The organism is Vibrio jasicida 090810c (assembly GCF_002887615.1).
GTDB lineage: Bacteria > Pseudomonadota > Gammaproteobacteria > Enterobacterales > Vibrionaceae > Vibrio > Vibrio jasicida.
In genome coordinates, this window is record NZ_CP025792.1 from 1,810,887 (window position 1) to 1,824,081 (window position 13,195).

General features: G+C 45.9%; 11 protein-coding genes. 3 read left to right on the forward strand and 8 right to left on the reverse strand.

Going from position 1 to position 13,195, the window contains the following annotated elements; all coding sequences use genetic code 11:
- Positions 1 to 50: 50 nt before the first annotated feature.
- From C1S73_RS08475 to zapE, 6 genes are all read right to left on the reverse strand, one after another.
- Positions 51 to 788: a cytochrome c1 gene (locus tag C1S73_RS08475; RefSeq protein WP_038866238.1), complete on the reverse strand. Its 738-nt coding sequence runs from the start codon at positions 786 to 788 to the stop codon at positions 51 to 53.
- Positions 785 to 2,050 (reverse strand): cytochrome b, encoded by a 1,266-nt coding sequence (locus tag C1S73_RS08480; RefSeq protein ID WP_038866236.1) that lies wholly within the window; start codon positions 2,048 to 2,050, stop codon positions 785 to 787. The genes C1S73_RS08475 and C1S73_RS08480 overlap by 4 nt, the downstream gene beginning before the upstream one ends.
- Positions 2,050 to 2,640 carry a ubiquinol-cytochrome c reductase iron-sulfur subunit gene (petA, locus tag C1S73_RS08485; protein WP_038866234.1) on the reverse strand — a complete coding sequence of 197 codons (591 nt, stop codon included), beginning with the start codon at positions 2,638 to 2,640 and terminating at the stop codon, positions 2,050 to 2,052. The genes C1S73_RS08480 and petA overlap by 1 nt, the downstream gene beginning before the upstream one ends.
- A gap of 565 nt (positions 2,641 to 3,205) precedes the next feature.
- On the reverse strand, positions 3,206 to 3,598 hold the full coding sequence (rpsI, locus tag C1S73_RS08490) for a 30S ribosomal protein S9 (RefSeq protein ID WP_038866232.1): 393 nt from the start codon (positions 3,596 to 3,598) through the stop codon (positions 3,206 to 3,208).
- Positions 3,599 to 3,613: 15 nt separating this feature from the next.
- Positions 3,614 to 4,042, reverse strand: coding sequence for a 50S ribosomal protein L13 (gene rplM / locus C1S73_RS08495; protein WP_005436093.1), 429 nt, complete (start codon positions 4,040 to 4,042; stop codon positions 3,614 to 3,616).
- Between the two features lie 254 nt (positions 4,043 to 4,296).
- Positions 4,297 to 5,400: a cell division protein ZapE gene (zapE, locus tag C1S73_RS08505; RefSeq protein ID WP_038866229.1), complete on the reverse strand. Its 1,104-nt coding sequence runs from the start codon at positions 5,398 to 5,400 to the stop codon at positions 4,297 to 4,299.
- A 197-nt stretch (positions 5,401 to 5,597) separates the two neighbouring features.
- On the opposite strand from zapE, the gene zapG reads away from it, so the two are divergent.
- The 3 genes from zapG to degS all read left to right on the forward strand — a co-directional run bounded on the left by zapG (position 5,598) and on the right by degS (position 8,856).
- Positions 5,598 to 6,041, forward strand: a complete 444-nt coding sequence (gene zapG, locus C1S73_RS08515; RefSeq protein WP_038866227.1) for a Z-ring associated protein ZapG — start codon at positions 5,598 to 5,600, stop codon at positions 6,039 to 6,041.
- 199 nt (positions 6,042 to 6,240) lie between these two features.
- Complete coding sequence (locus C1S73_RS08520) at positions 6,241 to 7,608, forward strand: Do family serine endopeptidase (RefSeq protein WP_038866225.1); 1,368 nt, start codon at positions 6,241 to 6,243, stop codon at positions 7,606 to 7,608.
- Between the two features lie 180 nt (positions 7,609 to 7,788).
- On the forward strand, positions 7,789 to 8,856 hold the full coding sequence (gene degS, locus C1S73_RS08525; protein WP_038866223.1) for an outer membrane-stress sensor serine endopeptidase DegS: 1,068 nt from the start codon (positions 7,789 to 7,791) through the stop codon (positions 8,854 to 8,856).
- A 38-nt stretch (positions 8,857 to 8,894) separates the two neighbouring features.
- Here the strand turns inward: degS and parC are convergent, their stop codons facing one another.
- The gene (parC, locus tag C1S73_RS08530) at positions 8,895 to 11,183 is read right to left on the reverse strand and encodes a DNA topoisomerase IV subunit A (protein ID WP_038866220.1); all 2,289 of its coding nucleotides are present in this window, start codon (positions 11,181 to 11,183) and stop codon (positions 8,895 to 8,897) included.
- 3 nt (positions 11,184 to 11,186) lie between these two features.
- Complete coding sequence (gene parE, locus C1S73_RS08535; RefSeq protein ID WP_038866219.1) at positions 11,187 to 13,067, reverse strand: DNA topoisomerase IV subunit B; 1,881 nt, start codon at positions 13,065 to 13,067, stop codon at positions 11,187 to 11,189.
- Positions 13,068 to 13,195: the final 128 nt, after the last annotated feature.

Below are 13,195 nucleotides of genomic sequence, written 5' to 3' on the forward strand. Positions count from 1 at the left end.
TCCATTATTCGTCAATTAAAATTGGGAATTAGCACGGTATGATAGCACAATTAATGCACATCACGCCAATACTCTTTCTTGAGCAACACGACAACGATAGTTAATAGAACTAGGAAGCCCATTACCCACCAGCCAATTGCATGACGTTCTAGTTGAACAGGGTCACCGGAGTACACCAAGAAGTTCACGAGGTCGCCGACTGCTTTGTCGTATTCGCCAGAACTTAGCTCACCAGTACCGCTGGTTTGTGTGCCAACAACGACTTGTACTTCTTCACCATCTACGATTTTAGTGCCGTAAACTGGCATAGGAATACCTTGAAGCTCTTCAAGCACATGCGGCATACCAACACTTGGGAATACAATGTTGTTCACCCCAAATGGACGAGATGGGTCAACATAGAAAGAACGCAGGTAAGTGTATAGCCAATCTGCACCACGAACTCGAGCAACCAAAGTTAAGTCTGGTGGCGGAGCACCAAACCAGTCAGCCGCTTGCTTCGCAGGCATTGCATTTACCATTAGATCACCAACCTTTGCTTCTGGATCGAAGATCAGGTTTTCTTTCATTAGATCAATCGGAATATCCAAGTCTGTCGCAACACGCTCGTAACGCTGGTATTGCGTTGAGTGACAAGCAAAACAGTAGTTCATGAATAGTTTCGCGCCATTTTGCAGCGAAGTCTTATCCGTTAAGTCCACGTTCGCCTTATCTAACGGAACGTTGGCACCCGCTGCCATAACAAGAGACGGCAGCATAGCAAATAGAATTACAATCCACTTCTTCATTTGAATGTCACCCTCTCTGGTAATGGTTTGGTTGCTTCATTTTTGCTGTAGAAGAACAGCAATACAAAGAACATGAAGTAACACAAGCTAAAGATCTGAGACAGAATCGTGTACAACGGCGTTGCCGGCAATGCACCCAAAATACCCAGAGCAATAAAGGCGATAGTGAATTGAATAATATTAAATAGATGGATCTTACTACGGTAACGGTACGAACGTACTTTACAGCGATCCAGCCAAGGAAGAACAAACAGCACCACAATAGACGCGCCCATTAGGATTACACCCAATAGTTTGTCTGGAACCGCACGCAAGATTGCGTAAAACGGAGTGAAGTACCATACCGGAGCGATGTGCTCAGGTGTCTTCAATGGGTTTGCTGCCTCAAAGTTAGGCGGCTCAAGGAAGTACCCACCCATTTCTGGGTTGAAGAACAATACATAACAGAAGAAGAACAAGAAGCCAGCAACACCAACAAGGTCCTTAACCGTACCGTATGGATGGAAAGGAATTGAGTCGATGATGTCGTATTTCTTCGTGTAGTATTCGTGGAACTTAAATTGCGTATTGTAATCGTCACCCATAGAGCCTTTTGGTAGCTTCGTTTCGATACCATCAGGGTTGTTAGAGCCGACTTCGTGCAGGGCCAGTACGTGTAGCACAACAAGAAGAAGCAGAACGATAGGTAGTGCAATTACGTGTAGTGCGAAGAAACGGTTTAGTGTTGCACCTGAGATGATGTAGTCACCACGGATCCAAAGCGTTAGGTCGTCGCCAATAACAGGAATCGCACCAAATAGAGAAATGATTACTTGGGCACCCCAATATGACATCTGACCCCATGGTAGTAGATAACCCATGAATGCCTCTGCCATTAGAACCAAGAAGATCAACATACCGAAGATCCACAGTAGCTCACGAGGCTTTTGGTAAGAACCGTAGATCAGACCACGGAACATGTGTAGGTACACAACGACAAAGAACGCCGAAGCGCCAGTTGAGTGCATGTAACGCAATAGCCAACCGTACTCAACATCACGCATGATGTATTCAATAGAAGCAAACGCGCCATCGCCAGACGGAACGTAGTTCATCGTTAGCCAAATACCGGTAAGAATCTGGTTAACAAGTACCAACATTGCCAAGGAACCGAAAAGGTACCAAAAGTTGAAGTTCTTTGGCATTGGGTATTCAGACAAGTGCTTTTTATAAGCATTCATCGCTGGAATACGTTTTTCTACCCAGTCTAATATCGCTTGCATTATGCATCTCCCTCATCAACACCGATCATGAGCTTGGTGTCGCTCAAGTACATGTGCTTAGGAACGACTAAGTTCAGTGGCGCTGGAACACCCTGGAACACTCGACCAGCCATATCAAACTTAGAACCATGACAAGGACAGAAGAAGCCCGACTTAACGCCTTGTACTTGTTCTGAGAACGTATCTGGTAGGTAAGTAGGTGAACAGCCCAAGTGAGTACAGAAACCAACCGCCACAAAATACTCAGGTTTGATCGAGCGGTACTCGTTCTGAGCATAAACTGGTTGTTGTTCCATTTCTGATTGCGGGTCACGAAGCTGACCATCAATACTCTTAAGATTATCGACCACTTCTTGAGTTCGGCGTACTACCCATACAGGCTTACCCTGCCACTCAACACGGACCATTTGGCCTGGTTCAATTTTACTGATATCCACTTCCACCGGCGCGCCAGCAGCTTTCGCTTTGGCACTCGGGTTCCATGATTTGATAAAAGGAACGGCGACGGCAGCTGCCCCTAAGCCACCAACAACTGCCGTTGTAGCGGTTAGAAAACGCCTGCGACCGTTATTTAAAGGCGCGTTGCTCATCCAAACATTCTCCCATTTGCTCCCTTTGGATCGTTATTATTCCGCTTATAAGAGCATGGCTAACAAATTATGAATTTAGTTCTATTTATTGGGGGGAAATGATAAAGAAAACCCTACTTTTTGACAAGATAAAGCTACCTTTTTGTAACATTTGTGAGGCAAATCGCCCACGCCGTCACAAAAGCGGCAAAATTATAAAAAAATAGATGTGATTTGTAACAAGAAAGCGAAACGAATAACGACTAAAAACAAGAGCTAACGCCTTTTATTTCGGTTGTTTTCAGCGGATTAAGCAGAAAGATATTTCAAGAATGTGAAGGTACTCTCCACTTTTATCATGTGCGATTTGTAGCACGAATAAATTACATAAAGCAGTACATAAGACAAACAAATGTTGCCAGGATATTAAGGAGAGATGCTGAAGCGACGGGAAACAAAAAACAGACGTTTAACTGAGGTTATAAAAACAGAAGGTTATAAAAACAAAAAGCTCGGCATATAGCCGAGCTTTGGTACACAGTATCCAGAGAAACTCTGGAAAAGCATAATTTCCAGTAAGAGGAAATTAACGCTTAGAGAACTGTGGACGACGACGTGCTTTACGTAGACCAACTTTCTTACGTTCAACGCAACGAGCGTCACGAGTAACGTAACCAGCTGCACGTAGAGCAGGACGGAAAGACTCATCGTACTCCATAAGAGCGCGAGTGATACCGTGACGGATAGCACCAGCTTGACCAGAAATACCGCCACCTTTAACAGTAACGTATAGGTCTAGCTTCTCAGTTAGTTCAACTAGCTCAAGAGGTTGTTTAACAACCATGCGAGAAGTTGGACGACCGAAGTACTCATCAAGGCTACGCTTGTTGATTACGATGTTGCCGCTGCCTGGTTTGATGAAAACACGCGCAGCTGAGCTTTTGCGACGGCCAGTGCCGTAGTATTGATTCTCTGCCATTTTCGAAATCCCCAATTAGATGTCTAGTACTTGTGGTTGTTGAGCAACATGGTTGTGCTCAGCGCCCGCGTAAACTTTAAGCTTACGGTACATAGCACGGCCTAGAGGACCACGTGGAAGCATGCCTTTAACTGCTAGCTCAAGAACCATCTCAGGTTTACGATCGATCAACTTTTCAAAAGTGATAGATTTTAGACCACCTGGGAATTCAGAGTGACGGTAGTACACTTTGCCTTTAGCTTTGTTGCCAGTTACAGCAACTTTCTCAGCGTTGATAACGATGATGTAATCACCAGTGTCAACGTGAGGAGTGTACTCAGCTTTATGTTTGCCACGTAGGCGAGATGCAATTTCACTTGCTAGACGGCCAAGAGTTTTACCCTCTGCGTCTACAACATACCAGTCGCGTTTTACAGTTTCTGGTTTAGCAACGAAAGTTTTCATGCTAATAATAACCCGTTAATTAAATTTTAAACTTTAAAGGAACACAGTATTGTGTTCCCACACTGTCTAAGAGCCCAGTCATCACCCCTTCGAGTCGTTGGTTCTCTCGACCTTCTATGCCGAAATAACTTCGATATTCAGGTCTGCAGTAACGGTGGGTCGCAGGATTATAGAGAAGAGCGAAGAAAAAATCACCTTTTTTTGCGCCAAATCACTAATTTTTTCTTCACTTTTTTAAGATGAGTTGCTGTTTTTTACGCCAGATGCTCTCTCGCTAGGTATTCGCGACTCTGCATCTCAGTTAATCGAGACAAACAACGCTTAAACTCAAATTCCAGTAGCCCATCGCTATAAAGCGCCTCCATCGCCACTTCGGCGGAAATGATTAATTTCACGTTTCTCTCGTAAAACTCATCGACTAACGCAATAAAGCGCCTTGCTGCATCATCGACTTTACGGTCCATCTGCATCACGTCCGCAAGCAATACGGTGTGGTAGATTCGAGACAGCTCAATGTAATCATTTTGGCTACGCGGAGTTTGGCACAACTGAGCAAAAGAAGCATGCAACACACCATCACTGGCCTCAATCACTGCAACCTCGCGATGATTCACTTCAATCGTATTCGTTGCGGCTTTTCTTTCCCCAATCAGCTGTTGGTAGTATTGATTAAGGTTAACGGACGCTTGCTCATCAAGTGGGTAATGGTAAATCTCAGCTTGCTCTAGGGTTCTTAAACGGTAGTCCACACCACTATCGACATTGAGCACATCACAACGCTCTAAGATCATGGCAATTGCAGGCATGAAACGTGCGCGTTGCAAACCATTGCGATATAGATTTTGAGGTTCAATATTCGAGGTCGCGACCAAAATCATTTGACGTTTAAACATCTCTTGAAGCAACGTCGCTAAGATCATTGCATCGGTAATGTCTGAAACGAAAAACTCATCAAAACAAACAATATCTGATTCTTTCTTAAACAAGTCTGCCACTTTAGAAAGCGGATTTTCTACATCACCTAAACGCCTTAATTCATCATGTACTCGGTACATAAAGCGATGAAAATGCACCCTCATTTTCCTTTCTGTTGGTAAGGCGTCAAAAAAGGCATCCATAAGGTAAGTTTTACCGCGCCCTACACCTCCCCAAAAGTACAGTCCTTTAGGAGGTTCTGGCATTTCGACTTTTTTACCTAGTAACTTTTGCCAAGTGCTAAGCTGAGGAATAGGTGCTGACTGAAAGTCGGCGATGGCATGGTAAAGTTCATCTAAAGCGACGACCGCGCTATATTGCGCTTCATCACGTTGGAATCCATGCTTGGCTATGTCTTGTTGGTATCGTTTTAATGGTGTCATGGCACTGGGTCGTATCAGAGGTACAGAGAAATTTTGTCACCTCGGGGTCAGTATTAGGAATAGAGAGATGTGGATATCAGTCCCCGAAGACATACCGCTATTTTTCTTTATCGGCTGTTCAAGCCATAGTAACATGGACAAGCACCGCGTGTAACTAAGTAGTAAAAGACTTGTTAAAACAACTATAAGGAGCAGTTATGCCTTGGATTTATGCCATTGTGGGTTTGCTGGTCGGTACAATCGTAGGCGTAGTCATTAGTAGACTAACCACCCCCGAATACAAAAAACAAAAGTCTGTGCAAAAAGAGCTAGAAGCAGCCAAATTTGAACTAGAGCAACAACGTCAAGAGCTGGTCGATCACTTTGCACAAACCGCAGAAATGTTGGATACGCTAGGTAAAGATTACACTAAGCTGTACCAACATATGGCAAAGACTTCATCAGAACTCTTGCCAAACTTGCCTGAGCAAGACAACCCATTCGACAAGAAAACGGCGATGTCTTCAGAGCAAATTGAAGAGCAACCATCTGAAGTCAATGAACAACCAAAAGACTATGCCAACGGCGCAACCGGCCTTTTGAAAGATAAAGAAAAAGAGATCATCGACGCACCTGAAGCCGTCACAGCGAAAGCCTCTTAACCTTCTCTCTTCTTCCTATTGGGTCAATACATATTCATTTCTTATCAATTTGTGTTGACCCTTTTTGAACTTTTCTTAAGCAACTCATCTCTAACTTGCAGTGACCTGCCACCCCGTTTCGATTATCCAGACCAATACTTAAACACATAATGGTTAGGATATTTCTTTTTGGCAGACTGGTTTCAAGAGGAGTTATTGGATGAAAAAACCGTTGCTTGCGTTAACCGTTCTATCTTTAAGCTTAAGTTCAATCATCACCCCAATCTCAGCTACGGCAGCACTTCCTTTAAGTGTTGATGGTGAGCAATTACCAAGCCTTGCACCTATGCTAGAAAAAGTGACCCCTGCGGTCGTCAGCATTGCGGTAGAGGGCAAACAGGTGCAAACCAGCCGTATTCCAGAACAGTTTCAGTTTTTCTTTGGCCCTGAATTTCCAACAGAACAAACTCGAGAACGTCCATTCCGAGGGTTGGGCTCAGGCGTGATCATTGACGCGAAGAAAGGTCAGATAGTAACAAACTACCACGTAATCAAAGGCGCAGATGATATTAGAGTTCGCCTTTACGATGGTAGAGAGTACGACGCAGAATTGGTTGGCGGTGACGAAATGTCGGACATTGCCTTGCTTAAATTAGAAAAGGCGAAAGACCTAACTCAAATTAAAGTGGCAGATTCAGACGCATTGCGTGTGGGTGATTTTACCGTGGCAATTGGTAACCCATTTGGTCTAGGACAAACGGTCACTTCTGGTATTGTTTCTGCACTTGGCCGAAGCGGCTTAAACGTGGAGAACTTTGAGAACTTCATTCAAACCGATGCGGCTATCAATAGCGGTAACTCTGGCGGCGCATTAGTGAACCTCAATGGCGAACTGATTGGTATTAATACCGCAATCTTAGGCCCAAATGGCGGTAATGTTGGTATCGGCTTTGCCATTCCATCCAACATGATGCAAAACCTAACGGATCAAATTCTAGAGTTTGGTGAAGTGAAACGCGGTATGTTGGGCGTTCAGGGTGGTGAAGTCACTTCAGAATTGGCAGAAGCACTAGGTTACGAGTCAAGCAAAGGCGCTTTTGTTAGTCAAGTGGTCCCAGACAGTGCCGCTGATAAAGCAGGCTTGAAAGCCGGAGACGTGATTGTTTCCGTCAATGGTAAATCGATTGATACCTTCTCTGAACTTCGCGCCAAAGTTGCAACACTAGGTGCTGGCAAAAAAATTGAACTTGGTGTGATTCGTGACGGTAAGAGCAAGAGTTTTGATGTCACTTTAGGCGAGTCTACCAATATCAAAGCGAAGGCTGAAACGTTGCATGAGGGCTTAAAAGGTGCCGAGTTAAGTAACACGACACCAAACGATAAGATTCAAGGGGTCAAGGTGACCAGCGTGGTCGAGAACTCACCTGCAGCACAGTACCAACTTGAGCAAGACGATATCATCATTGGTGTGAATCGCAAACGCGTGAAGAACTTAGCGGAGCTACGCGCCATCGTTGAGAAGCACAAAGGCGTGTTAGCAATCAATGTTCAACGTGGAGACCGCACGGTTTACTTAGTTATTCGATAATCCATCAACAAGAGCGATGAGTGCTTCTCCGTTTTATTCGGGAACACTCCTATACTTTACCTTGTATGTCATGGTTTTTTAAAAGGGCAAGGCGATCACGTCTTGCCCTTTTGTTATTTTTCAATGTAGTGCTATCCTTCTCTTTTCTATCCCAATCGGGCGCCCAATCATGGAGAGGTTATGCTTAGCTTTTTGTTACGTTCTGTCTTTTTAGGCTTAGCAACTGCCGTCATAGTGTTGCTCGCAGTCCCTTCTTTGCGTAGCAATGTCATTCCTGACGCCCTCGTTGATACACAACCGAGTAATATCGCCTCACTTGAAGTGTCTTTTAATCAAGCCGTGAGAAAAGCCGCACCTGCCGTAGTAAATATCTACAGCCGCAAATACGTTGAAAATGACCGCAGCAAGCTTTCTACACAAGGCTTGGGTTCCGGCGTGATCGTAAGTGAGAAAGGCTACATCATCACGAACTATCATGTAGTGGCGCAAGCAGACCAAATTGTTGTCGCACTTCAAGATGGCCGAGTGGCAGCCGCACAGTTGGTGGGGACTGACAAACGCACAGATATCGCGATTTTGCGTGTCGAAGGCTCTAACCTACCGGTTATCCCTCTGAACTCTGAATATAAGCCTCAGGTGGGCGATGTTGTACTGGCTATTGGTAACCCTTACAACTTGGGACAAACCACAACATTCGGCATTATCTCTGCGACAGGTCGTTCATCAATCAGTGATGGTCGACAAGCCTTTATTCAGACCGATGCAGCAATCAACGAGGGTAACTCCGGAGGTGCATTGGTGAACACCCAAGGTGAACTGGTCGGTATCAATACCGCGTCATTCCAACAAGCGACAGACCTTGAAACCTACGGTATCTCGTTTGCCATTCCGGCACCGCTCGCCAACAAGATCATGCAGAAGATCATCGCAGATGGCCGAGTAATCCGTGGCTATATCGGTATTGATGGCCAAGATATTAACGCCGTGACCGCTCGTCTATTGGGCAATGAACACATTGGTGGCATTGTCGTACTTGGCATTGATCCAAATGGCCCTGCAAGTGCTGCTGGCTTTGAGAAACAAGACATCATCATCAGTATCAATGGCACCAAAGTTCAAGGGCGACAAAGCGTTATGGACATTGTCACTGACTTGCGACCAGGAACGTCAGTCGACGTTGGGATTATCCGCAAGGGTAAAGAGATGAACGTAAAAGTCACCATCGCCGAAGACAAACAAGAAGCATAAAAAAATCCCAGCCATTGGCTGGGATTTTTGTTTGTGTGTTACTCGCTATCACTTGGCTCTTCTGAAGTGTCTGAGGCTCCCCCCATATCCACTTCAATACGCGTTACGCGCTGCAAGCCTCTCGGCAATAAGCTACCTCGGCGGCCACGTTCACCACGGAAGTTTTCTAAGTCCGCTGGTTTCAATCCCAACTTGCGCTTACCGGCATACAACGTCAGAGAAGCACCTTGTGGCAATGCCATCAAGTGAGACAGAACCTCTTCGCGCTCTTTAGCTTTCGCCGCTGGAATATTGATGATCTTGTTGCCTTTACCTTTCGCCAGTTGCGGCAGGTCTTTAATCGGGAACAACAGCATACGACCTTGGTTGGTGATTGCTAAGATCTCATCCGAATCCAGATCCGCAATCGTCTTCGGTGTCATCACTTCAGAGTTAGCAGGAAGTGTCACGAGTGCCTTACCACTGCGGTTCTTAGACAGTAGCTCAGAGCCTTTACATACAAAGCCGTAACCCGCGTCAGAGCCCACCAGCCATAGCTGCTCATCTTCACCCATGATCACTTGGCGAATACTGCTACCAGCCGTGATGTTCAGGCGGCCAGTAATCGGCTCACCTTGGCTTCGCGCTGATGGTAGTGAGTGTGACTCTAATGAGTAGCTTCGGCCATCGCTACCGAAGAACACCGCTTGTTGGTTGCTCTTACCGCGAGCATGCGCAAGGTAGTTATCACCAGATTTATAGCTTAAGCCTTCTGCATCAACATCGTGGCCTTTCGCATGGCGAATCCAGCCTTTCTCTGAAAGCACCACTGTGATTGGCTCACTTGGTACTAGGTCACGCTCAGTCAACGCTTTTGCTTCTGCACGCTCAACCAATGGAGAGCGACGGTCATCACCGTATTTCTCTGCGTCCGCTTTAATCTCTTTCTTCAGTAGTGTGTTCAGACGACGCTCAGAACCAAGCAGCTGTTCTAGCTTCTCGCGTTCTTTTTCTAGCTCGTCTTGTTCACCACGAATCTTCATCTCTTCTAGTTTTGCTAGATGACGAAGTTTAGTATCTAGAATCGCATCCGCTTGGATATCAGTAATACCAAAGCGTTCCATCAAGACCGCTTTTGGGTCGTCTTCAGTACGAATGATCTCAATCACTTCATCTAGATTTAGGTAAGCAACCAACAAACCTTCCAAGATGTGTAAACGAGCCATCACTTTGTCTAGGCGATATTGTAGACGACGACGAACAGTAGTACGACGGAACTCAATCCACTCAGACAGAATTTGTACCAGACCTTTCACTTGAGGACGGTTATCGAGACCGATCATGTTCAAGTTAACGCGGAAGCTGCGCTCAAGATCCGTTGAAGCGAATAAGTGATTCATCAACAAATCACAGTCAACGCGGTTTGACTTAGGCACAACGACGATTCGCGTTGGGTTCTCGTGATCCGATTCGTCACGAAGGTCATCTACCATTGGTAGCTTCTTCGCACGCATTTGGTTCGCGATTTGTTCTAGTAACTTCGCACCCGATACTTGGTGTGGCAGAGAAGTAATGACGATATCAGAACCTTCTTTGTGCCATACCGCACGCATCTTGATACTACCGCGGCCGTTACGGTAAATCTTCTCGATATCTGCTTGTGGTGAAGTAATTTCTGCTTCCGTTGGGTAATCTGGACCTTTCACAAACTGCATCACATCAGGCAGTTCAGCTTTCGGGTTGTCGATTAAGTGGATGGTTGCATCTGCTACTTCACGAACATTGTGAGGCGGAATATCCGTCGCCATACCAACCGCGATACCAGTTACACCGTTTAGCAGGATATGAGGCAGACGCGCAGGCAACATTTGTGGCTCTTTCATCGTGCCATCAAAGTTTGGTTGCCATTCAACCGTGCCTTGACCTAACTCGCCTAGTAGAACTTCAGCAAACTTGGACAGTTTTGCTTCGGTATAACGCATTGCAGCGAATGATTTCGGGTCATCTGGCGCACCCCAGTTACCCTGACCATCTACCAATGGGTAACGGTAAGAGAACGGCTGTGCCATGAGTACCATCGCTTCGTAACATGCAGAGTCACCGTGCGGATGGTATTTACCCAGTACGTCACCAACGGTACGTGCTGATTTTTTGTATTTCGCTGATGCCGAAAGACCAAGCTCTGACATTGCGTAAATGATGCGTCGTTGAACCGGTTTTAGACCATCGCCAATGTATGGCAATGCGCGATCCATGATTACGTACATCGAGTAGTTCAGATAAGCGTCTTCAGTGAACTTGCGCATTGGCAACTGTTCAACGCCATCATAAGTAATTTCTGTAGACATCCGTTAAACCTCTGCCATATCGCCATTGCTTTGTAGCCAAGTGCGACGGTCATCTGCTCGTTTTTTACCAAGCAACATGTCCATCATTTCCATGGTCGCCGCAGAATCATCGATGGTTAACTGAACCAGACGTCGCGTATTTGGATCCATGGTTGTTTCGCGCAACTGAAGTGGGTTCATCTCACCCAGACCTTTGAATCGTTGCACGTTGATTTTGGCTTTCTTCTTCGACAAGCGCTCTAATACGCCATCTTTTTCGTCATCATCGAGGGCATAGAAAACTTCTTTGCCGCAGTCGATACGATACAGAGGCGGCATCGCAACGTAGATGTGACCAGCTTCAACCAGAGCACGGAAGTGACGAGTAAACAGAGCACATAGAAGGGTTGCAATGTGAAGACCATCCGAGTCCGCATCGGCAAGGATACAGATCTTACCGTAGCGAAGGCTGTCTAGGTTGTCGCTGTCTGGGTCGATACCCAAAGCTACCGAGATGTCATGAACTTCTTGAGAAGCCAAAACTTGGTCTGCAGAGACTTCCCAAGTGTTTAGGATCTTACCACGCAGTGGCATCACCGCTTGGAACTCACGATCACGAGCTTGTTTGGCAGAACCGCCCGCCGAGTCACCCTCTACAAAGAAGATTTCTGTGCGGTTTAAGTCTTGTACTGAACAATCCGTTAGCTTACCAGGCAGTGCAGGACCAGATGCTACCTTCTTACGTACAACCTTTTTGCTCGCACGCATACGACGATGCGCGTTCGCGATACAAACTTCAGCAAGTTGCTCTGCAAGTTGTGGTTTTTCGTTCAACCAAAGGCTGAATGAATCTTTCACTACACCGGATACAAACGCAGCGGTTTGACGAGAAGACAAACGCTCTTTAGTCTGACCGGCAAACTGTGGATCTTGAATCTTAACCGACAGGACGTATGAACAACGGTCGAAGACATCATCGCCAGTTAGTTTTACGCCACGAGGCAACAAGTTACGGAATTCACAGAACTCACGCATTGCATCAAGCAAACCTTGGCGAAGGCCGTTTACGTGTGTACCACCTTGTGCCGTCGGGATAAGGTTCACGTAACTCTCGGTGATCATCTCGCCGCCTTCTGGCTGCCAGATCACGGCCCAATTTGCTGCTTCTGTTTCGGCTGAGAATTCACCAGTAAATGGTTCTTCTGGCAGAACGGTATAACCTTTCACACCTTCCGCTAGATAGTCTTTCAAACCATCTTCGTAGAACCATTTGTAGTCTTTGTTGTTTACTTTATCTGTGAAAGTAATTTCTAGGCCAGGGCAAAGTACTGCTTTCGCACGCAGGTTATTCACCAGACGAGTTACTGAGAAGTTTGCAGAATCAAAGTACTTAGCATCTGGCCAGAAGTGCACACTGGTACCACGGTTACGACGACCACATGTGCCGACAACCGTCAGGTCAGAAACTTTATCACCGTGTTCAAAAGCAATCTCATACACTTGACCGTCACGACGTACGGTCACTTCCACACGCTTAGACAGCGCGTTTACAACAGAGATACCTACACCGTGCAAACCACCAGAGAATTGATAGTTCTTGTTAGAGAATTTACCACCTGCGTGAAGCTTACATAGGATCAGTTCAACACCTGAAACCTTCTCTTCTGGGTGGATATCAACAGGCATGCCTCGACCATCATCGATCACTTCTAGTGATTGGTCAGCATGTAGGATGACTTGTACTTTTGAGGCATGTCCGGCTAGCGCTTCATCGACACTGTTATCGATAACTTCTTGGCCCAAGTGGTTTGGGCGCGCTGTATCCGTATACATCCCTGGTCGGCGACGTACTGGCTCTAAGCCATTCAGTACTTCAATGGCACCAGCATTATATTGTTCAGTCATAATACGGAATTGTTCTCAAAGTTTACTTGTAACCCGAGCCTCACCGATGGGTGAGCGATACTCGAGAAACGAAAAAGCTACCCCGTCAGCACCCTTCTCATTGATCGGTCATGCATAACAAAGTAGTC

What these genes read in the sequence shown, in the direction of transcription:
- C1S73_RS08475 (WP_038866238.1), bottom strand. Translation starts at nt 788, where the DNA reads ATGAAGAAGTGGATTGTAATTCTATTTGCTATGCTGCCGTCTCTTGTT.
- C1S73_RS08480 (WP_038866236.1), bottom strand. Translation starts at nt 2,050, where the DNA reads ATGCAAGCGATATTAGACTGGGTAGAAAAACGTATTCCAGCGATGAAT.
- petA (WP_038866234.1), bottom strand. Translation starts at nt 2,640, where the DNA reads ATGAGCAACGCGCCTTTAAATAACGGTCGCAGGCGTTTTCTAACCGCT.
- rpsI (WP_038866232.1), bottom strand. Translation starts at nt 3,598, where the DNA reads ATGGCAGAGAATCAATACTACGGCACTGGCCGTCGCAAAAGCTCAGCT.
- rplM (WP_005436093.1), bottom strand. Translation starts at nt 4,042, where the DNA reads ATGAAAACTTTCGTTGCTAAACCAGAAACTGTAAAACGCGACTGGTAT.
- zapE (WP_038866229.1), bottom strand. Translation starts at nt 5,400, where the DNA reads ATGACACCATTAAAACGATACCAACAAGACATAGCCAAGCATGGATTC.
- zapG (WP_038866227.1), top strand. Translation starts at nt 5,598, where the DNA reads ATGCCTTGGATTTATGCCATTGTGGGTTTGCTGGTCGGTACAATCGTA.
- C1S73_RS08520 (WP_038866225.1), top strand. Translation starts at nt 6,241, where the DNA reads ATGAAAAAACCGTTGCTTGCGTTAACCGTTCTATCTTTAAGCTTAAGT.
- degS (WP_038866223.1), top strand. Translation starts at nt 7,789, where the DNA reads ATGCTTAGCTTTTTGTTACGTTCTGTCTTTTTAGGCTTAGCAACTGCC.
- parC (WP_038866220.1), bottom strand. Translation starts at nt 11,183, where the DNA reads ATGTCTACAGAAATTACTTATGATGGCGTTGAACAGTTGCCAATGCGC.
- parE (WP_038866219.1), bottom strand. Translation starts at nt 13,067, where the DNA reads ATGACTGAACAATATAATGCTGGTGCCATTGAAGTACTGAATGGCTTA.